We start from the raw sequence: 18,087 nt of genomic DNA, 5'->3' as shown, positions 1-18,087 counted from the left end.
GAGCGGAGACGGATGGCGCGACGTGGGGGCCGGGCGGTCAGCGGCGGCGGGTGCGGGCGACCAGCACCAGGAAGGCGAGCGCCAGCACGATCGGGACGGCGTGCGAGACGCCGACCACGGTGAGCGGGCTGAGCAGGGTGAGCAGCGAGCCGCTCAGCAGCATCCCGGTGCCCATGCCGATGTTCTCGGCGGAGGCGAGGATGCCGAACGCCTCGCCGCGCCGCTCGTCGGCGAGGGCCTGGATCCGGGTGGTGTAGGAGATCTCGGTGAAGCCGTCGCCGAGGCCTGCGCCGATCGCGACCACCAGGAAGAGCGGGGTCGGCAGGTCGGTGAAGATCAGGATGAAGCAGACGGACATCAGGCAGGTGCCCAGCGCGAAGCCGCGCTCGCCGGGCTCGATGCCCCGGCGCAGCATGAACCGGGAGACCAGTTGCTGGGCGCAGAGGTTGCCGACCGCCCAGGTGGCCCAGAAGGTGCCGAGCAGGGCGGCCGGGTTGCCGGGGGAGGACTGGTTGGCGAAGACCGGAAGGCTGATGTTGTGGGCGGCGGAGCCGAAGGCGTCCAGCAGCCGGATCCCCGCCATGGCGCCCACCACCGGAGCGGCCCGCAGGACGACCAGGGCCTGCCACCGGGAGCCGCGCTTCCCGGCCTTCGGCGCGGGTTCGTCCGGCTGGGCGGCCCCGGGCTCGTCCGACCGGTCCGCGGGCTCCTGTACCGGTGCGGCCCGGGTGGGCAGGGGCAGTCGGATCACCAGTGCCCCGAACAGGACGAAGCTGGCCGCGTCGATGAGCAGCGCGGCTCGGAACCCGGCCCAGGCCACCACCACGCCGGCGGAGGCGAAGCCGAGCACCATCGCGGTGGAACGGCAGCTCGCCATCAGGCTGTTGGCGCGGGCCCGGCGCTCGGCGCCGACCATCTCGGGGATGCTGGTCCGCAGGGCGACGGCGGCCACCGCGGCGGCGCCGCCGAGGACCAGGGCGAGCGGGTAGAGGACGGGGATGCGCAGCGGGGCCGGGACGAGGGCGACGACGACCAGCGCCAGCGCCTGGGCCAGGGCGCAGCCCGTCATCAGCCTCCGGCGCTCCAGCCGGGCCACCAGCCGCCCGGCGACCAGCCCGCCGACGACGCCGCCGCCCAGTCGCAGCACCAGGTACCCGGCCGTGCCGAGGGCGTTGCCGGCCGCCTCGTAGGCGAACAGGCTCAGGGCGACCAGGTCGAGCTGGCTCCCGTACGTGTTCAGGGCGTCGCCTGCGGCCAGCCGGTAGAAGACCCGGGGCAGCCTGCTCGCGGCCTGGTGCGGTGCTTCCAATGCGGTGTCCGACACCGTGGTCCCCCCGGGCATCCCGTATGGCCGTTCAGTGTGACATTGCACCGCAACCTAGAGGTGGCCGGGCCGGAGATCAATGCCTAGATCGTTTCCTGTCCGAAAGATCGCGAGTTCGGCCGACTTGCTGTCACCTTTCGCGCCACCCTGGCGAGTTGTTGGCGTACGGACAGGGGGTGGGGGTGGCGTCAGGCCGTCCCGGGGCGGGCCGGCGGGATCGCGTAGGTCAGCGTGGCGCTGGCCACCAGCACGTCGTCGGCGTCCAGCAGCTCGGCCAGCACCACGCACAGTCGGCGCCCGAACTTGGCCGTCCTGGCGTGCACGCGCAGCGCCCCGGGCCGCGGCCGGTTCAGGAAGCTGATCTGCAGCGAACTGGTCAGCGCCATCAGGGTGGGCCCGAGCCGGGCGTTGATCAGGAGGAACGCGGCCAGGTCGCACAGGCCGGCCTGCTCCGGGCCCGAGACGGTGCCGCCCGGGCGGGTGCGCAGCCGGTCGCCGTCCACCGCCATGGTCAGGGTCCGGCCGTCCACCTCGGTCACCCGGCAGGCGGCGTAGTCGGGGAACTGGCCGGCGATCAGGTCGTTCAGCCGATCGGGGCCCAGGAGGACGTCGACGGTGGCGACCGCCGTGTTCGAGTCGGTGGTCATGGGGCTCAGCGTAATGGTCGGCCCGGCGGTACGCCCGGGACGGTCCAGGCCTGCTTCCGGCCAGCTTCGTTTGCCGTGGTCAACCCCCAAGATCCGTTACGGAAAAGGGAATTGCGCATGTCGCGCAGGTGCCGACGGGACCGGAACCAGCCGCTCCGGCGGTGCCGGATGGCCGAATCCGCCCGGCATGGTTCAGAAGGGACCTTGTTCGGCCCAAAATGCAGCACCTACGCTCCGAGGAAGTTCAGCGGAGCCGACGCGGCGCTCCGCCGGCCGCTGGGGGGCGGCGTCTTTTCCTTGTGGTCGTCATCGAGGGCCTCGGCGGAAGCGGGCCCCCGGCCGCTCACACCCGACCATGTCCTGCTTCAGCGTCCTTCTTCAGAACGGGGTGTTGCGCCATGGGTATTTCCATTCTGGACGACGAGGCGGTGGTGGTCCGCACTCCCGACGAGTTCCTGGCGATGCCGGAGGAGTACCGGGAGATCGCGATCCGCGGCATGGTCGTCAACACCGAGGGGGAGCTCTCCGGCGGCGACGACTACGTGCAGGTCTTCCTGCCGCTGGCTCCCGACGCGGAGGAGCGGCAGGTCTGCGCCGAGCGCGCCGCCGAGGAGTACGACCACTACAAGATCGGCAAGCGGGTCCTCGCGGAGATCGGCGTGGACACCGGCTACATGGAGACCCAGACCCTGGCCGAGCGGAACCTCTTCCGCGCCCAGGAGTTCCACACCTGCACCACCTGGGCCGAGCGCGGGATCTTCTCCTACATCGGGGAGGAGACCGCGATGGTGATGATCTCCGAGTTCGCGCAGAGCAGCTACCGGCCCTGGGCGGACGCCGTCCGCACGATCATCCTCGACGAGAAGGTGCACATCGCCCACGGCGCCCGGGTGTGCCGCAACCTCGCCGCCACCGACGACGGCCGCGAGCAGCTCCAGCAGGCCCTGGACCGGCTGTGGCCGACCTTCATCCGGATCTTCGGCAGCCCGCGCTCCGAGCGCGCCAAGCTGGCCGTCCGCTTCGGCCTGCGGCAGACCACCAACGGCCAGGCCTGCGACTTGTGGCGGGAGAAGGTCACCCCGCGCATCAAGAACCTGGGACTGCGCCTCCCGGAGTAGCAGGAACAGCAGCACGCCGATCCCGCGACTCCCGAGGAGCCCACCGTCATGGCAACACCCGTCACCATCGAACAGCGCCCGCTGAGCCGACGCGAGGCCAAGGCGCGCACCGCCGAACTCATCGCCGACCGGCCCGACCTGGCCGAACGCCTGCACCGGCTGCGCCGGCTGGGCCGCGAGGTCCGCTCCTGCGAGGTCCACCTCACCAACACCTGCAACATCCGCTGCAAGGGCTGCTGGTACTTCGAGGGCGGCTTCGACACCGCCGTCAAGGAACTGTCCGACCTGGACCGGATCCGGGCCTTCGCCCGCAAGCTCGCCGACGACGGCGTCAACCAGGCCACCCTGATCGGCGGCGAGCCCACCCTCGTCCCGCGCCGGGTCGAGGCCTTCGTCGAACAGCTGCCGTACATCACCATCTCCACCAACGGCCTGCGCCCGATGCCCAAGCAGGGCTTCGAGAAGATCGCCATCGCGGTCAGCATCTTCGGCGGCGGCCCGCTCGACGACGACCTGCGCGCGATCCGGGTCAACGGCTCGAAGTTCACCGGCCTGTTCGACACCGCGCTCTCGCACTACCGCGACGACCAGCGGGTGCTGTTCATCTACGCGCTCTCCGAGGCCGGCGTCGAGCACATCGAGCCCACCGTGCGGAAGATCGCCGAGAACGGCAACATCGTCACCTTCAACTTCTACAGCGAGCACGGCACCGAGACCCCGCTGAAGATCGCCAACGAGCAGCGGGTGCTGGACGAGGCGCAGCGGGTCAAGGACCTGTACCCGCACGCGGTGGTGAGCCACCCGTACTTCATCCGGACCCTGGTGACCGGCCGCACGCACTGGGGCGGCAGTTTCGGCTACGACGTCTGCCCCAGCCTCAGCGTCGACGCCCCCGAGCACGAGGACCGCGTCGCCAACGGCAACCCGGTCATCCCCGGCTTCAACGTCTGGGGCGCCGACTACGAGTCGCTCCAGTTCTGCTGCACCTCCGGCGACTGCGGCGGCTGCCGGGACAGCCAGGCCGTCTACAGCTGGCTGGTGGTCAGCGCGAACCGCTTCCTGGACGACGCCGCCCGGCTGGAGCAGTGGCTGGACATCGCCGAGAGCTACTGGCGGCAGTGGCACTGGGCGCCGTACCACGCCTCCAAGGCCGGCACCACGGCCTGAGCCCGCGCCGCCTGCCCGCGCCGCCCGACCGCACGCACCACCCGTACGTCCCCCGCACCGCCACCGCCGCCCCGCGCGGACGAGGAGAGCCATGCCCGACACACTGGACCGCAGCGCCATCGAGAACTTCGTCGTCGACGCCCTGGTCGACCTCGGCGTCGAACGCGAGAGCATCGTCGACGACGCCGCGCTGGACGAGCTGGAGATCGACTCGCTCGACATGGTCGAACTCAGCCAGTCCATCCGCAAGCAGCTCGGCGTCCCGGTCAAGCCCAAGGACTTCGACCAGCTGTACACCGTCGGCGAGGTGCTCGCCCTGTGCCGCCGGAAGGCCGGGCTGGAGTGAGGCCCCGGGCCGTCGTCACGGGCCTGGGCGCGGTCACCCCGCTCGGGGTGGGCGCCGACGAGCTGCACCGGCGCGCGGTGGCCGGCGAGAGCGGGCTCACCGACGGGCTCGGGCTGTGCCGGGACTTCCGGCCCGCCGACCACCTGTCGCGCCAGCGGATCCGCCGCACCGACCGCTTCACCCAGCTCGCCCTCGTGGCCGCCGCCGAGGCCCTGGCCCAGGCGGGATGGACGGACGGCCCGCTGCCGTACCCCGCCGAGCGGATCGCCTGCGTCGTGGGCTGCGCGCTCGGCGGGACGGCGAGCTTCGAGACCCAGAGCGAGGTGCTCCGGCAGCAGGGCGGGGAGTTCGTCTCCCCGCTCATGGTGCCCGCCATGATGGCCAACGCCGCGGCCTCGCAGATCGCCCAGCGCCACGGCCTGCGGGGCGAGGCGCTCTGCCTGGCCTCGGCGTGCAGCAGCGCCACCCAGGCGATCGGCACCGCCCTGCTGCTGCTCGCCGCCGGAGCGGCCGACGCGGTCGTCGTCGGCGGCGCCGAGGCCTCCACCTCCGACCTCGTACGGGCCGCCTTCCGGACCGCCGGGGCGCTGTCCGAGAGCGGCCGCTCGGTGCCCTTCGACCGAGACCGGGACGGCCTGCTGATCGGCGAGGGCGCCGGAATCCTGGTGCTGGAGACCGAGGCAGGCGCCGCCGCCCGGGGCGCCACCGTGCTCGGCGAGGTCCTCGGCTACGGCGCCACCTGCGACGCCCACCACCTCACCGCCCCCGACCCGACCGGCGAACCCGCGGCCCGCGCCGTCACCCTGGCACTCGACGCGGCCGGAATCACCCCGGGACAGCTCGGCTACCTCAACGCCCACGGCACCGGGACCGTCCTCAACGACCGGTCGGAGTGCGACGCCCTGCGACTGGCCCTCGGACCGGCCGTGGAGGAGGTCCCGCTCTCCTCCACCAAGTCCTGCACCGGCCACCTCTTCGGCGCGGCCGGCGCCGTCGAGGCCATCGCCACCCTCCAGGCGCTGCGCCACGCCACCGCCCCGCCCACCGTCGGGCTGCGCGAACCGGACGAGAAGCTCGGCCCGCTCAACCTGATCCGCCAGGCCACCCCGCTCGCCGGCCCCACCCTGCCGGGCGGGCGCCGGGCGGGGCTCTCCACCTCCTTCGGGTTCGGCGGCCACAACGCGGCCCTGGTGCTGGCGGCGGCCGCCGCCCCGGGGACCACCGGTACGACGAAAGGCCAGGAGTGATGCTCGGCTTCCACGGACGCCGCTATCTGATCACCGGGGTGCTCAACCAGGACTCCATCGCGTGGCACACCGCCAGGGCACTCCAGGAAGCGGGCGCGGAAGTCCTGCTCACCGGCTTCGGCCGGGCCCGGCGGATCACCGAGAAGGCGGCGGAGGTCCTGCCCCGCCCCACCGAGGTGCTGGACCTGGACGTCACCCGGCCCGAGGACTTCGCCCGACTCGTCAAGGAACTCGAACAGCGCTGGGGCGGGGTCGACGGCGTCCTGCACGCCGTCGCCGCCGCCCAACAGACCGCGCTGAGCGGCAACTTCCTCACCACCCCGCCGGAAGCCGCCGGCCTCGCGCTGCGCACCGCCGCCGTCTCGCTGCACTCGCTGGCCACCGCGCTCGCCCCGCTGCTCAGTGCGGACGGGCGGCGCGGCAGCGTCGTCGGACTGGACTTCGACGCCAGCGGCGCCTGGGCCGGCTACGACTGGATGGGCGTGAGCAAGGCGGCGCTCGGCGCGGTCTGCCGCTACCTGGCGATGTACCTCGGCCCGTCCGGCATCCGGGTCAACCTGGTCGCGGCCGGCCCGGTCGAGACCGTCGCCGGACAGGCGATCAGCACCTTCGACCGGATCGCCGACCGCTGGCAGGCCGAGGCCCCGCTCGGCTGGGACCGCACCGATCCGGCCGTGGTGGTCGGACCGGTGCTGTTCCTGCTCTCCGACCTCGCCGCGACCGTCAGCGGGGAGATCCTGCACGCCGACGGCGGCATGCACGCCGTCCGGATGGGCACCGGCCCGGCCTTCGCCGACGGAGGTGCGGCATGACGGCCGCCATCGTCGGCGTGGGCGCCGCCCTGCCCGAACGCGTCGTCCCCAACGAGCACTTCGAGCGGATCGGCGCCTCCCCGGAGTGGATCGTCAAACGGACCGGCATCCGGGAGCGCCGCTTCCTGGCGCCGGACGGCCGACTCGCCGACCTCGCGGTGGCCGCCGCCGAGCAGGCGCTGCGCGGCTCAGGGCGGACCGCCGCGAGCATCCGGCACGTCGTGGTCGCCACCATCACCCCGGACCGGGTCACCCCCGGGGTGTCGGTGGAGGTCGCCGCCCGGCTCGGCCTGCCGCAGGCCGTCGCCTTCGACCTGCACGCCGCCTGCGCCGGGTTCGTCTACGGCCTGGACCACGCCGCCGCGCTGATCGAGACCGGCCGGGCCGAGGCGGTGCTGGTCTGCGGCGCCGACGCGCTGACCCGGATCACCGACCACGAGGACCGCGGCACCGCGGTGCTGCTGGCCGACGGCGCGGGCGCCGCCGTGGTCGCCGACGTGCCCGGCGCGCCCGAGCCGTGCTTCTCGCTGGGCAGCGACGGCGAGCAGATCCCGCTGCTCTACGCCGACCGGGAGGACCGCAAGCTGCGGATGGACGGCCGGGAGGTCTTCGACCACGCGGTGGAGAAGATGTCCGCCGCCACCCGGGAGGTGCTCGCCCGGCGCAGCCTGACCTGCGAGGACCTCGACCTGTTCGTCGCCCACCAGGCCAACGCCCGGATCGTGCGCGCGGTCGGCAAGGAGGTGGGGCTGCCCCCGGAGCGGCTCTACCTGAACGTCCACCGGGTCGCCAACACCTCGGCGGCCTCGATCCCGCTGGGCCTGACCCACGCCCGCGAGGAGGGCCTGCTGGACGGCCCGAAGCTGCTCGGTCTCGCCGCGTTCGGCGCGGGCATCACCTGGGGCGCCGGGGTGATCGGCTGGCGGCCGGGCGCCGGTGCCGGGTCCGGGTCCGGGGCCGGGTCCGTCGACCGGGAGGCGCGGGCGTGAAGACCCCCCGGTTCCCCGTGATCGCCGAGATCGCCGCGCCGGACGGGGCCCGGCTCACCGTCCGGGCGCTGGCCCGGCCCGAGCCGGCCGCGCCGGTGGTGATCGTCCTGCCGGCGATGGGGACGGCCGCCCGGCACTACACCCCGCTGGTCCGCGCCCTGCACGCGGCCGGACTGAGCGTGGCCACCTGCGACCTGCGCGGCCACGGCGAGAGCCGGCCGGAGCCGCGGCGCGGGGTCGCCTTCGGCTTCCGCGAACTGGTGGAGCACGACTTCGGGGCAGTGCTCGACGCTGTGGCCGGGGCGTTCCCGGGTGCGCCGCGGTTCCTGCTCGGGCACAGCCTGGGCGGGCAGCTGGGCCTGGTGCACTGCGGCGTCTTCCGCCCCCGGCTCGCCGGCGCGGTGCTGGTGGCCAGCGGATCGGCCTGGTACCGGACCTTCGGGCTCCGGGCGGGCCTGCGGCGGCTGGCGCTGAGCCAGTTCTCGATCGTCGCCTCGGCGGCGGTCGGCCACTGGCCGGGCGAGCGGTTCGGCTTCGGCGGCCGCGAGTCGGCCCGGCTGATGCGGGACTGGGCGCGGCAGATGCGCACCGGCCGCTACCGGGTGCGCGGCGCGGTCGCCGACTACGAACGGGCGCTGGCCCGGGTCGACCTGCCGGTGCTCGCGGTGGACGTGCAGGGCGACGAGCTCGCGCCGCCGCGGGCCGTCGACCACCTGTGCGCCAAGCTGCCGTCGGCCCGGGTGGAGCGCTGGAGCTACACCGCCGAGCGGGCGGACGGCCGCGAGCTGGACCACTTCCGCTGGATCCGGCACAACCGCGGGCTGGTGGAGCGGATCGCCCCGTGGATGCTCGCCACCGCCGCGGGAACCGCCGCGACCGCCGCTCCGCGCGGCGGCGTCCGTCCGACCGTATGACGATGAGACCGAGCCTGTACCGAGGAGCGCCCGCATGCCCGCCGTCCCCGACCCGTCCGACAGAAGCACCGACCTGTTGCCCGACGGCCCCGGCCTCCCCTGTCCCGACCTGCCGCACGCCGTCCCCGACCTGCTGGCCGCGACCGCCGCACGCTGTCCGGAGCGCCCCGTCCTGCGGCTCGACGAGCAGGTGCTGAGCTTCGCCGACCTGGAGGCGCGCAGCGCCCGGGCCGCGCACTGGCTGGTCGCCCTCGGCGTCGGGCCCGGCGACCGGGTGGCCGTCCTGCTGCCCAACGTGCCGGAGTTCGCGGTGCTGTACTACGGCATCCTGCGCGCCGGGGCGGTGGTCGTCCCGATGAACCCGCTGCTGAAGTCCCGGGAGATCGAGCACTGCCTCGCCGACGCCGGGGCCGCCGTGCTGCTCGCCTGGCACGCCGGCGCCGAGCACGCGGTCGAGGGCGCCCGGCGCACCGGCACCCGGCTGGTCACCGTCGAGCCGGCCGCCCTGGCCGCGACGCTCGCGGACCAGCCGGCCGGGCCGCCGGAGACCGGGGGACGCGGGCGACGCGGGGGAGAGGACACCGCGGTCATCCTCTACACCTCCGGCACCACCGGTGCTCCCAAGGGCGCCGAGCTGACCCACCGCAACATCGTGTGCAACGTCCGGGCCGGGGTCCAGGTGCTGGGGCTGGTCGAGGGCGACGTGATCTTCGGCGGGCTGCCGCTGTTCCACTCCTTCGGCCAGGTGATCGGCCTCAACTGCGCGGTGTCCGTGGGCGCGTGCATGACCCTGGTGCCGCGCTTCGACCCGCTCGTCGCGCTCTCGGTGATCCGGCGCGACCGGGTGAGCGTCTTCCTCGGCGTCCCGACCATGTACACCCTGATGCTGACCCACCCGCAGCGCGCCGGGTACGACGTCTCCTCGCTGCGGGTCTGCCTGGCCGGCGGCGCGCCGATGCCGCCGGAGGTGCTGCGCGGCTTCGAGGCCGACTTCGACTGCGTGGTGCTGGAGGGCTACGGCCTGTCCGAGTCCTCGCCGCTGGCCTGCGCCAACCGGAGCGACCGGGAGCGGATCGCGGGCACCATCGGCATCCCGATCGAGGGCGTACGGATGCGGATCGTCGACGAGTCCGGTACGGAGGTGCCGGACGGCACGGTCGGCGAGGTGGTGATCGAGGGCCACAACGTGATGAAGGGCTACTGGCGCCGGCCGGACACCACCGCGCAGACCGTCCGGGACGGCTGGCTGTACACCGGGGACCTCGGCACCCGCGACGCGCGGGGCGACTTCCGGATCGTCGACCGCCGCAAGGACCTGATCATCCGGGGCGGCTTCAACGTCTACCCGAGGGAGGTGGAGGACGTGCTGTACGAGCACCCGGCGGTGGCCGAGGCCACGGTGATCGGCGTCCCCCACCCCGTCCACGGCCAGGAGGTGGCCGCCGCCGTGGTCCTGCGCGAGGGCGCGTCGGCGACCCCGGAGGAGATCCGCGGTTTCGTCCGGGAGCGGGTGGCCCCGTACAAGTACCCGCGGCTGGTCTGGACGGTGGACGCGCTGCCCAAGGGACCGACCGGAAAGATCCTCAAGCGTGAGGTCGTGGTGCCCGAAGGCAGTTGAGCTGGGCCGGCCGCCGATACCCGGTCGCGGGTCGTGGCCGTCGGTCGTGGCCGCCGGGCCGGGCGGCCCGGTCGGGCCGCCCCCCCGGTGGTCAGACCACCCGGCGCATCCAGCCGTGGACGTCCTCGGCGCGCCCGTACTGGATGTCCAGCATGTGCTCGCGGAGCGCGAGGGTCTGCTTGCCGGGCGTGCCGTTGCCGACGGTGAACTCGTAGCCCTCGCCCTTGAAGCCGACGATCGGGGTGATCACCGCGGCCGTCCCGGCGGCGAACACCTCGGTGACCGTGCCGTCGGCGGCACCGGTCCGCAGCTCGGAGAGGGTGATCGAGCGCTCCACCCGGGTCAGCCCGAACTCGCCCGCCAGGGCCAGGATCGAGTCCCGGGTCACCCCGTCGAGGATGTTGCCGAGCGCGGGGGTGACCAGCTCGCCGGCCGAGGTGACCAGGCACAGGTTCATCGTGCCGGACTCCTCCAGGTCGCCCTCGCCGCCGGTGTCGTCCAGGAACAGCACCTGGTCGCAGCCGTGCTTGCGGGACTCCAGCTGCGCGGCCAGGCTGGAGGCGTAGTTGCCGCCGCACTTGGCGGCGCCGGTGCCGCCCCGCCCGGCGCGGGTGTAGTTGCTGCTGACCCAGAGCGTGATGCCCGTGACACCGCCGGCGAAGTACGGGCCGGCCGGACTGGCGATCACCGAGTAGGCGATCTCCTCGGCGGGCCGCACGCCGAGGAAGGCCTCCGCGGCGAACATGAACGGCCGCAGGTAGAGGCTCTTCTCGTCACCGGAGCCCGGCACCCATGCCTCGTCCGCGCGGACCAACTCCTCGACGCTGGCGAGGAAGTCCTCCTCCGGCAGCACCGGCAGGGCGAGCCGCTCGGCGGAGCGGGCGAAGCGGCGGGCGTTGAACTCCGGGCGGAACAGCCAGACGCTGCCGTCGGCGTGGCGGTAGGCCTTCAGCCCCTCGAAGATCTCCTGGGCGTAGTGCAGCACGGCGGCGCTCGGGTGCAGCGAGTACGGCACCAGCGCGGAGACCTTGCGGTCGTGCCAGCCCTCGGCGGGCGTCCAGGTGGCCGAGGCCATGTGGTCGGTGAAGAACCTGCCGAACCCCGGCGCGGCGAGGATGGTGCGTCGCTCCTCCTCGGGGACGGGATCGGTCGTCCGGGACAGAGGGAAAGCGCGACTCATCGTCAACTCCTCGAAACCGCTGTGGAATCTGTGCGAACCGACGCCAATGACCGGCGTCATACCCGTCATGCTAACGGTCGTCAGCCGGACGGGATACGGCGCGACCCGACGAGCGGGGAGCCGCCGGCCCCGAGGGGACCGACGGCTCCGGGGATCCGTCCTACCGGTGGCCGGCGTGGAGGTCGGTGACGAGCCCGTCCAGGGCGGTCCGCAGCGCATCGGAGTTCGCCTGGTCGAACCAGGTGGTACGGATGCGCTCGTTGCTCCCGCCCGGCGTCTCGTGGTCGGCCGCGAGACGCTCCAGCGAGTGGGCCCCGTCACCCAGCGAGCGGCCCACCTCCTGGAAGACGCCGCGGACGAACCGGTCGGCGTCCTCGGCGGGGACGCCCTGGTCGGCTGCCCAGGAGACCAGCGTGGTGAGGAACGCGTAGTGGGTGGTGAGCGTCGAGGTCAGCGCGGACAGCACGTTGAGCGCCGCCTCGTCCGCCACCGGCAGGGCCCCGCCCAGCCGTTCGAAGAAGGCGTCCACGTCGGGGTGCGAGGGGTGGACCACGGTGACCGAGCGGCGCTCGCGGATGGGCGGCAGTGGAATGGCGTGGGTCACCGTCGCGTCGGTGGCCAGCACCCGGCGCAGCTCCTCGGTGCCTACGCCGGGGATCACGTTGACCACGATCCGGTCGCCGGGCACCTCCAGCCCGGCCAGGGCCCCGCGCCAGTCCTGCCGGCGCAGCGCGACGATCACCAGGTCGGATCCGTCCACGACCTCCTGGTTGTCGGCGCACACCCGCACGCCCTCGTACCGTTCGGCCAGCTCGGCGGCGGTCCGGGCACCCCGCGGGGAGAGCAGGACCTCCGGCCCCGCCTCCTCCCCGTGGCGCAGCCCCATCACGATCGCCCGGCCGATCTCGCCCACTCCGATGATGCCGATGCGCTTCACGATGACTGCCTCCGTCGGTTCCGATGGTCCGACGGATCAGACTGTCATACCCGTCGCGGCGCCCTCACTGGGCTGTAACCCCCGCGGTGCCCGCGCCGAGGGCCGAACCGAGGAACCCGATGATCTCGGTCCGGGCGGCCGCGGCCTGCGGCACCAGGCCCGGCAGGCTGAGGAACGCGTGCGGGGCGCCCGGGTACTCGGTGAGCCGCACGGAGACGCCGGCCGACCGCAGCCGCTCGGCGTAGCGGCGGCCGTGGTCGGCCACCGCGTCGTGGGTCGGCACCACCACGAGCGCCGGGGCCAGGCCGTCCAGGCCGTCCAGGCCGTCCGCGTACAGCGGCGAGAGCGCGCGGGCGTCGGTGCCGGCCGGGGCGGCGAGCCGACGGAACAGCTCCAGCTTCGGCATGACGTGGGTGGCCTCGCCGTACTCGACGGCCGAGGGACAGGCGAACATCGACGCGGTCACGTCCACGGCGGGGTTGACCAGCACCTGCGCCCTGAGCGGCAGTCCGGCCTCTGCGGCCCGGATCGCGGCCAGGGCGCAGACCAGCCCGCCGCAGCTCTCCCCGAGCACGGCCGCACGCGCCGGGTCGACGCCCCACCGCCCGGCGCTCCGCAGCACGTGCCGGAGGGTGTCCCAGCCGTCCTCGACCGCCGCCGACAGCGGGGTCGTGTGGTCGAGCAGCCGGTGCTCGACCGAGACGACGACCGCGCCCAGGTCGGCGGCGACATGGCTGTTGATCCAGTCGCTCTGCGGGGCCGTCCCCACGAAGGCGCCGCCGTGGACGTGCAGGACGAGCGGCAGCGCGGTGCGGCCGGCCTCCGGTCGGCCGTCCTCGGCCGACGGCCGGTACACCCGGACCGGCAGGTCCCGGCCGGGCAGCGCCACCCGCTCCCAGCGGATCGCGACACCGGGGGCGGGCTCCCCGGTCGCCACCCGGGCCGCGGCGGAGGCCCGGAAGCGGTTCTCCGCCTCGCGGTAGGCGACCAGCTCCTCGGCGGATATCGCCGAGAAGTCCGGCTCAGGCGGCTGCGCGGCGCTCATGGCGCCTGCGGCATTCATGGCTTTCGTGGCGTCGCTCATGTCTCCTGCTCCCCTTCCCCGGCCGGCGGCCGGGCGCGTCGTGGTGGTCGTGCGGGGTGGAACGGGCTCGCGATCTCATTATGCACGCGCCGCGTGCAATGGCGAGTGCATCGCCGGGTGCACTCCTTTGACCATTCGTTACACTGACTCCCGACGAGAGGGGTGGCATGGCAGGCCGCAGACGTTGGTCGACCGAGGAGATCCTGGACGCGGCAGCGGACCTGCTGCGCACGGGCGACGCCGAGTCGTTCAGCGTGCGCAGACTCGCCGCCGCGCTCGGCACCGACTCCTCCAGCCTCTACCGGCACTTCCGCAACAAGACCGAACTGCTGCGGTCGCTCGCCGACCGCATCCTGGTGGCCGCCCTGGACGGCTACCGGCCGGAAGGCGACTGGAAGCAGCGCATCACCACCCTGGCCCTGCGCCTACGGGAGGCCTTCGGCCGGCAGCCCCAGGTGGCCGCGATCTGGGGGCGCTACGCCTCGGGCGGCGCCGGCTCACGGCTGGCCATGGAAGAGGTGCTGCAAGCCCTGCGCTCGTCAGGCCTGCCCGACGAGCGGATCCCGGCCTGCTACCACCGGATCATCGTCCTGCTCTCCGCCCTGATCGCCGCCGAGGCCGGAATCGGCAGCATCACCTCCGAGGAGTACGACCAGGGCATGGAGCAGTTCCGCGTCGCCGTCCTCGGCGCCGACCCCGACCGCTTCCCCGCCCTCGCCCACTTCGCCCGCGACATCCGCCCCCTGGGGGTGGACCGCCAGGCCGCCTTCGAGGAGATCCTGGCCGCCCACCTCGCCCAGATCGAGACGGAGATCGAGGCCCAGATCGAGGCCGAGACCCGCTGACCGCGGGCTGCCCCTCCCGGGAGGGGCCCGGGATGGACCCTCCCACGGCGGGAGGGTCCACGATGGGCCCGTGCGCGTCCAAGACCTCCTCACCATCGGCCGCTTCGCCCGCCTCTGCCGGCTGAGCGTGAAACAGCTCCGCCACTACCCCTCGGTCCTCCCGCGCCCGTAGCCCGAGTCAGGTGTGCGGGACGAGGGCCACGGGGCACTGCACGTGGTGGATCGCGGCGTGGGCGACGGGGCCCAGGTGGGCGCCGATCAGGGTGCGGCGGATGCGGCGGCCGACGACGAGGAGGCGGGCTCCGGTCGCCGCGTCCACCAGGGCGGCGGAGCGGCTGCCCTGGATCAGGTCGGCGGTCACGGACACCTCGGGGTGGCGCTCGCGCCAGGGGTCCAGCTGTTCGGCGAAGCGGGTCCGCTCGACGGCGGAGAGTTCGCCCTTCAGTCCGCCGACGGCCTGGAGCGCCATGTACTCGCTGGCGACCGGCGGGGACCAGATGTGCACCACCCTCAGCGGGGCCCGGCGCCGGACGGCGGCGTCGAAGGCGAAGGCCAGGACGTCGTCCATCGGGTGGGTCAGGTCGAGGCCCACCAGGACCGGGCCCTCGGGCTCGGCCGCCTCCGCCCGGACGAGCACCACCGGGCAGCTCGCCCGGCGCAGCACCTCCTGGCTCACCGAGCCGACCAGGAAGCCGCGCACCGCGCCGAGGCCGCGTGAGCCCAGGACGAGCAGGGCGGCCGAGTTCCCGGCCGCCTCCAGGGCCTCGGCCGGGTCGGTCGGGACGATCGACGAGGTGACCGGCCCGGGCCCGGCGAGCGGGCGCACCTCCTCGGTCCTGAGCGCCAGTCGGTCCATCGCGTGTCGGTAGGTCTCCTCGCTGCCGACCACGTCCTGGCGCGGCCACGGCCAGGCCTGGAGGACATCCAGCGGGCAGGCGCGGCGCCGGGCCTCGTGGGCGGCCCACTCGATGGCGGCGAGGCTTTCGGGGGAGCCGTCGTATCCGACGACCACGAGTTCGGTGGGGACGGGTTCCGTGGCGGCGGGCTCGGTCATGGTCTGCTCCTCATCCGCGCAGGGTGTCCAGGGCGGCGTTCAGCCGCTGCGCCGCCTCGTCCGCGACGCCGCCGAGCCCGCCCCCGGGGCCCGCCAGGGTGACCATCGTCTGCGGGTCGACGGCCTCCACCACCGTGGCACCGCCGTCCGCCCGGACCACCACGTTGCAGGGCAGCAGCAGCCCGATGCGGCGGTCGGCCTGGAGCGCGCGGTGGGCGAGGGCGGGGTTGCAGGCGCCGAGGATCAGGTAGTCCTCGATCTCCGCGCCGATCTTCTCCCGCAGGGTCGCCCGGACGTCGATGGTGGTCAGGACGCCGAAGCCCTGCTCCTTGAGCGCGGCGGTGACCGCCTCCACCGCCTGTGCGAACGGCTGGTCGAGCCGTACGCCGAGACCGTAGTCCATGGTTCCTCCGTAGGACGTGAGAATCCGGGCGGCCCCAGTATCGGCGGGCGCCGGGCCGGCCGCCTCTCGGAGCGGACCGCACCGAGGGCGAACGGCCGCCACGCGGGCCGGCGGGGCCGCTGCCTCATGCGCCCGGGACAACGGGTGTCGCAGACTGCAGAGATCCGGAGGGGCCCGGCGAGGAGGGCGGAACATGGCTGCGGAGATCACGCGAAGAGCCTGGTGGCGGCCACGGTCCGGTCCGGCGGAGCGGCAACTGGCCGCGGCCGGGCTGTGCGCGCTCGTCTGCCTGGTGGCCGGCGGCCTGTGGGCCGGGTACGTGCTGAGCCACCTCGGCGCCGCCGGGGTCTCGGTGCCCGCGCACAACCTGGCGGTGCTCGGCTACGGCCTCGCCGCCGTCGCGGGCGGAGTGCTGCTGCACGCCCACCGGCCCGGGAACCAGCTCGGCTGGGTGCTGCTCGCGTACGGGCTGACGTCGATCGTCCCGCTCGCCGCCGAGGCCCCGATCTGGGTCGAGGGGGGCAGCCCGCACGCCGTCGGGGCGGTGGTGGTCCTGTCGTCGCTGTGCGACACCGTCAACGGCGCCCTGTGGCACGCGCTGCCGCTGTGGCTGCCGTACGGGAAGCTGCCGAGCGGCCGGTGGTGGTTCGCGATCGGGGCCGTGGCCCTGTGGCGGCTGCCCCCGGCCAGCTACTACGTCTCCGAGCCCACCGTGTTCGGTCGGCCCAACCCGTTCGCGGGCAGCGGCCTCGCGAACTGGCTGCAGGGCTTCAACGACCGGATGCTCGACACCCAGCTCGCCGTGTACGCCGCGCTGGCCGTCCTGGTGCTGCTCGTCCCGCTCGCCCGCACGCGCGGGGTGTCGCGGCGGCGCCGGCAGCACGTGCTGATCGGCCTCGGCGTCTACCTGCTGTGGGGCGGAGCCGAACTCGGCTACTACTTCGACCAGGGCACGGCCGCCTACACCGCGTTCGCGGTCACCTCGGCGCTGTGGACGGTCACCCTGGCCGCCGTCGTGGTCCGGGACGGGTCCTGGAGGCTCGACCGGTCCGCCCGGCGGGTACTGGTCGGCCTGCTGGTGGCCGCCGGGCTGGCCGTGGTCTTCGTGGTGGTGGCCTGTCTGCTCTCCACCATGCTGATGCCCGGCCGCGGCCTCGGGGCGCTGGTGGTGGTGGCCGCGGTGTTCCTGCTCGCGGTCGGCCTGCCCCGGGGCGTGCGCTGGGCCTCCGGCGTCGTCGACCACTGGTACTACGGCTCGCGCGCGCAGCCGTACCAGGTGCTGCGCAGCCTGGCCGGCCGGGTCAGCCAGACCGTCGACCCGCAGCAGGTGCCGACCGTGCTGTGCCGTACCGTCAGTGACGAACTCCGTCTGCCCGCAGTGGAGTTGACCGTCTCCACGCGCGGCGGCGAACGGTCGCTGGCCGCCGTCGGGAAGCTCTCCGGCGGTGGCGAGGACTTCCCGCTGGTGCACCGCGGGGAGCGGATCGGACGGCTCGCCGTGGCCCCGCGCCAGGGCCAGCGGGTGCTCGACGACAGCGACCGCGACGTCCTGCGCTCGCTCGCCGACCAGGCCGCGCCGGCCGTCGCCTCGCTCCAGCTGACGGAGGACCTGCGGGCCAGCCGCGAGCAGATCGTCGCGGCCCGCGAGGAGGAGCGCCGCCAGCTGCGCCGGGACATCCACGACGGCCTCGGCCCGATGCTGGCCGGGTTGCGGCTCCGCCTCCAAGCCGCCTCCGCGGTGGAGGATCCGGCGCTCTTCCCCGCCGTGCTGGACCGGGTCGCGGACGACCTGGCCTCGGCGGTCCGGGAGGTCCGGCGGATCACCGACCGGCTGGGGCCCACCGCGCTGGGCGACTACGGACTGTCCCTGGCGTTGAGCCGGCTCGCCGAGACGTTCAGCGGCCCGGACCTCGCCGTCACCACCCGACTGTCGCCCGACCCGCTGCCGGCGCTGCCCGCGGCCGTCGAGGTCGCGGTCTACCGGATCACCGCGGAGGCGCTCAACAACGTGCTGCGCCATGCCCGGGCGAGCAGCGCCGCGGTGTCCGTCCGGGTGGACGACGGGCAGCTGGGGCTCGACATCGAGGACGACGGACGGGGGCCGGCCCACGCTCTCCCGGAGCGCCCGGGGGTGGGGCTCCGGTCGATGTCCGAGCGGGCCGCGGAGATCGGCGGCAGGTGCACCGTGGACGCCCTGAGCCATGGCACCCGGGTGCACGCGGTGCTCCCGTGCCGTCCGGCCGGTGGCTGAGGGCACCGGGCGTGTCCGACGGCTCCGGTCGGGCCCGCGGCGCCGGGGTACGCACCTCGCCGCGTCGTCGGGAAGGACCCCGCACACGAGAGGGCCCCCGGCGACGGGTGGTGGCCGGGGGCGGGTCGGTGGTTCCGGGGGAGTCGGCGGA

At 74.0% G+C, this 18,087-nt stretch carries 17 protein-coding genes; 10 read left to right on the top strand and 7 right to left on the bottom strand.

The genetic code is table 11. The annotated features are described in order from the left end of the window. Positions 1–37 precede the first annotated feature (37 nt). The gene (locus ACZ7RU_RS28130; protein WP_470343762.1) at positions 38–1,324 is read right to left on the bottom strand and encodes an MFS transporter; all 1,287 of its coding nucleotides are present in this window, start codon (positions 1,322–1,324) and stop codon (positions 38–40) included. A 188-nt stretch (positions 1,325–1,512) separates the two neighbouring features. Continuing rightward, positions 1,513–1,971 (bottom strand): PaaI family thioesterase, encoded by a 459-nt coding sequence (locus tag ACZ7RU_RS28125; protein ID WP_470343761.1) that lies wholly within the window; start codon positions 1,969–1,971, stop codon positions 1,513–1,515. A 398-nt stretch (positions 1,972–2,369) separates the two neighbouring features. Here ACZ7RU_RS28125 and ACZ7RU_RS28120 point away from each other — a divergent pair, with 398 nt between their 5' ends. The 8 genes from ACZ7RU_RS28120 (at position 2,370) to ACZ7RU_RS28085 (ending at position 10,182) form a co-directional block, all read left to right on the top strand. Next, on the top strand, positions 2,370–3,089 hold the full coding sequence (locus tag ACZ7RU_RS28120; protein ID WP_401103502.1) for a Phenylacetic acid catabolic protein: 720 nt from the start codon (positions 2,370–2,372) through the stop codon (positions 3,087–3,089). A 48-nt stretch (positions 3,090–3,137) separates the two neighbouring features. Then, positions 3,138–4,256 carry a radical SAM protein gene (locus ACZ7RU_RS28115; RefSeq protein WP_470343760.1) on the top strand — a complete coding sequence of 373 codons (1,119 nt, stop codon included), beginning with the start codon at positions 3,138–3,140 and terminating at the stop codon, positions 4,254–4,256. A gap of 91 nt (positions 4,257–4,347) precedes the next feature. Next, a complete protein-coding gene (locus ACZ7RU_RS28110) occupies positions 4,348–4,602 on the top strand; it encodes an acyl carrier protein (RefSeq protein WP_387755827.1) in 255 nt (84 codons plus the stop codon). After that, positions 4,599–5,849 (top strand): beta-ketoacyl-[acyl-carrier-protein] synthase family protein, encoded by a 1,251-nt coding sequence (locus tag ACZ7RU_RS28105; protein ID WP_470343759.1) that lies wholly within the window; start codon positions 4,599–4,601, stop codon positions 5,847–5,849. Before ACZ7RU_RS28110 ends, ACZ7RU_RS28105 begins: the two co-directional genes overlap by 4 nt. Continuing rightward, positions 5,849–6,661, top strand: coding sequence for an enoyl-ACP reductase FabI (gene fabI / locus ACZ7RU_RS28100; protein ID WP_470343758.1), 813 nt, complete (start codon positions 5,849–5,851; stop codon positions 6,659–6,661). Before ACZ7RU_RS28105 ends, fabI begins: the two co-directional genes overlap by 1 nt. After that, a complete protein-coding gene (locus tag ACZ7RU_RS28095; protein WP_470343757.1) occupies positions 6,658–7,650 on the top strand; it encodes a beta-ketoacyl-ACP synthase 3 in 993 nt (330 codons plus the stop codon). The genes fabI and ACZ7RU_RS28095 overlap by 4 nt, the downstream gene beginning before the upstream one ends. Continuing rightward, the gene (locus ACZ7RU_RS28090; protein WP_470343756.1) at positions 7,647–8,564 is read left to right on the top strand and encodes an alpha/beta hydrolase family protein; all 918 of its coding nucleotides are present in this window, start codon (positions 7,647–7,649) and stop codon (positions 8,562–8,564) included. The genes ACZ7RU_RS28095 and ACZ7RU_RS28090 overlap by 4 nt, the downstream gene beginning before the upstream one ends. Before the next feature lie 34 nt (positions 8,565–8,598). Further along, on the top strand, positions 8,599–10,182 hold the full coding sequence (locus tag ACZ7RU_RS28085; RefSeq protein WP_470343755.1) for a long-chain-fatty-acid--CoA ligase: 1,584 nt from the start codon (positions 8,599–8,601) through the stop codon (positions 10,180–10,182). A gap of 91 nt (positions 10,183–10,273) precedes the next feature. Here ACZ7RU_RS28085 and ACZ7RU_RS28080 read toward each other — a convergent pair whose 3' ends face one another. The 3 genes from ACZ7RU_RS28080 to ACZ7RU_RS28070 form a co-directional block, all read right to left on the bottom strand. Beyond that, a complete protein-coding gene (locus ACZ7RU_RS28080; RefSeq protein ID WP_470343754.1) occupies positions 10,274–11,362 on the bottom strand; it encodes a branched-chain amino acid aminotransferase in 1,089 nt (362 codons plus the stop codon). 160 nt (positions 11,363–11,522) lie between these two features. Further along, on the bottom strand, positions 11,523–12,299 hold the full coding sequence (locus ACZ7RU_RS28075) for an NAD(P)-binding domain-containing protein (RefSeq protein WP_470343753.1): 777 nt from the start codon (positions 12,297–12,299) through the stop codon (positions 11,523–11,525). A gap of 64 nt (positions 12,300–12,363) precedes the next feature. Then, positions 12,364–13,383 carry an alpha/beta hydrolase gene (locus ACZ7RU_RS28070; protein WP_470343752.1) on the bottom strand — a complete coding sequence of 340 codons (1,020 nt, stop codon included), beginning with the start codon at positions 13,381–13,383 and terminating at the stop codon, positions 12,364–12,366. Positions 13,384–13,550: 167 nt separating this feature from the next. Here ACZ7RU_RS28070 and ACZ7RU_RS28065 point away from each other — a divergent pair, with 167 nt between their 5' ends. Beyond that, positions 13,551–14,228 (top strand): TetR/AcrR family transcriptional regulator, encoded by a 678-nt coding sequence (locus ACZ7RU_RS28065; RefSeq protein WP_470343751.1) that lies wholly within the window; start codon positions 13,551–13,553, stop codon positions 14,226–14,228. Between the two features lie 178 nt (positions 14,229–14,406). Here the strand turns inward: ACZ7RU_RS28065 and ACZ7RU_RS28060 are convergent, their stop codons facing one another. Both ACZ7RU_RS28060 and ACZ7RU_RS28055 read right to left on the bottom strand, forming a co-directional pair. Beyond that, a complete protein-coding gene (locus ACZ7RU_RS28060; RefSeq protein WP_470343750.1) occupies positions 14,407–15,282 on the bottom strand; it encodes a universal stress protein in 876 nt (291 codons plus the stop codon). Positions 15,283–15,292: 10 nt separating this feature from the next. Next, positions 15,293–15,685 (bottom strand): DUF302 domain-containing protein, encoded by a 393-nt coding sequence (locus ACZ7RU_RS28055; protein WP_470343749.1) that lies wholly within the window; start codon positions 15,683–15,685, stop codon positions 15,293–15,295. Positions 15,686–15,878: 193 nt separating this feature from the next. On the opposite strand from ACZ7RU_RS28055, the gene ACZ7RU_RS28050 reads away from it, so the two are divergent. Beyond that, positions 15,879–17,936 carry a GAF domain-containing sensor histidine kinase gene (locus ACZ7RU_RS28050; RefSeq protein ID WP_470343748.1) on the top strand — a complete coding sequence of 686 codons (2,058 nt, stop codon included), beginning with the start codon at positions 15,879–15,881 and terminating at the stop codon, positions 17,934–17,936. Positions 17,937–18,087: the final 151 nt, after the last annotated feature.

The sequence above is a fragment of the Kitasatospora sp. NPDC114501 genome, from assembly GCF_055633695.1.
Note: the sequence above shows the minus strand (reverse complement) of the source record. Positions and strands in the feature narration are given on the sequence as shown.

Bases quoted from the DNA above. Each gene is read 5' to 3' on its own strand.
- ACZ7RU_RS28125 (WP_470343761.1), bottom strand. From the start codon at position 1,971: ATGACCACCGACTCGAACACGGCGGTCGCCACCGTCGACGTCCTCCTG.
- ACZ7RU_RS28120 (WP_401103502.1), top strand. From the start codon at position 2,370: ATGGGTATTTCCATTCTGGACGACGAGGCGGTGGTGGTCCGCACTCCC.
- ACZ7RU_RS28115 (WP_470343760.1), top strand. From the start codon at position 3,138: ATGGCAACACCCGTCACCATCGAACAGCGCCCGCTGAGCCGACGCGAG.
- ACZ7RU_RS28110 (WP_387755827.1), top strand. From the start codon at position 4,348: ATGCCCGACACACTGGACCGCAGCGCCATCGAGAACTTCGTCGTCGAC.
- fabI (WP_470343758.1), top strand. From the start codon at position 5,849: ATGCTCGGCTTCCACGGACGCCGCTATCTGATCACCGGGGTGCTCAAC.
- ACZ7RU_RS28095 (WP_470343757.1), top strand. From the start codon at position 6,658: ATGACGGCCGCCATCGTCGGCGTGGGCGCCGCCCTGCCCGAACGCGTC.
- ACZ7RU_RS28085 (WP_470343755.1), top strand. From the start codon at position 8,599: ATGCCCGCCGTCCCCGACCCGTCCGACAGAAGCACCGACCTGTTGCCC.
- ACZ7RU_RS28080 (WP_470343754.1), bottom strand. From the start codon at position 11,362: ATGAGTCGCGCTTTCCCTCTGTCCCGGACGACCGATCCCGTCCCCGAG.
- ACZ7RU_RS28070 (WP_470343752.1), bottom strand. From the start codon at position 13,383: ATGAGCGACGCCACGAAAGCCATGAATGCCGCAGGCGCCATGAGCGCC.
- ACZ7RU_RS28065 (WP_470343751.1), top strand. From the start codon at position 13,551: ATGGCAGGCCGCAGACGTTGGTCGACCGAGGAGATCCTGGACGCGGCA.
- ACZ7RU_RS28060 (WP_470343750.1), bottom strand. From the start codon at position 15,282: ATGACCGAGCCCGCCGCCACGGAACCCGTCCCCACCGAACTCGTGGTC.
- ACZ7RU_RS28055 (WP_470343749.1), bottom strand. From the start codon at position 15,685: ATGGACTACGGTCTCGGCGTACGGCTCGACCAGCCGTTCGCACAGGCG.
- ACZ7RU_RS28050 (WP_470343748.1), top strand. From the start codon at position 15,879: ATGGCTGCGGAGATCACGCGAAGAGCCTGGTGGCGGCCACGGTCCGGT.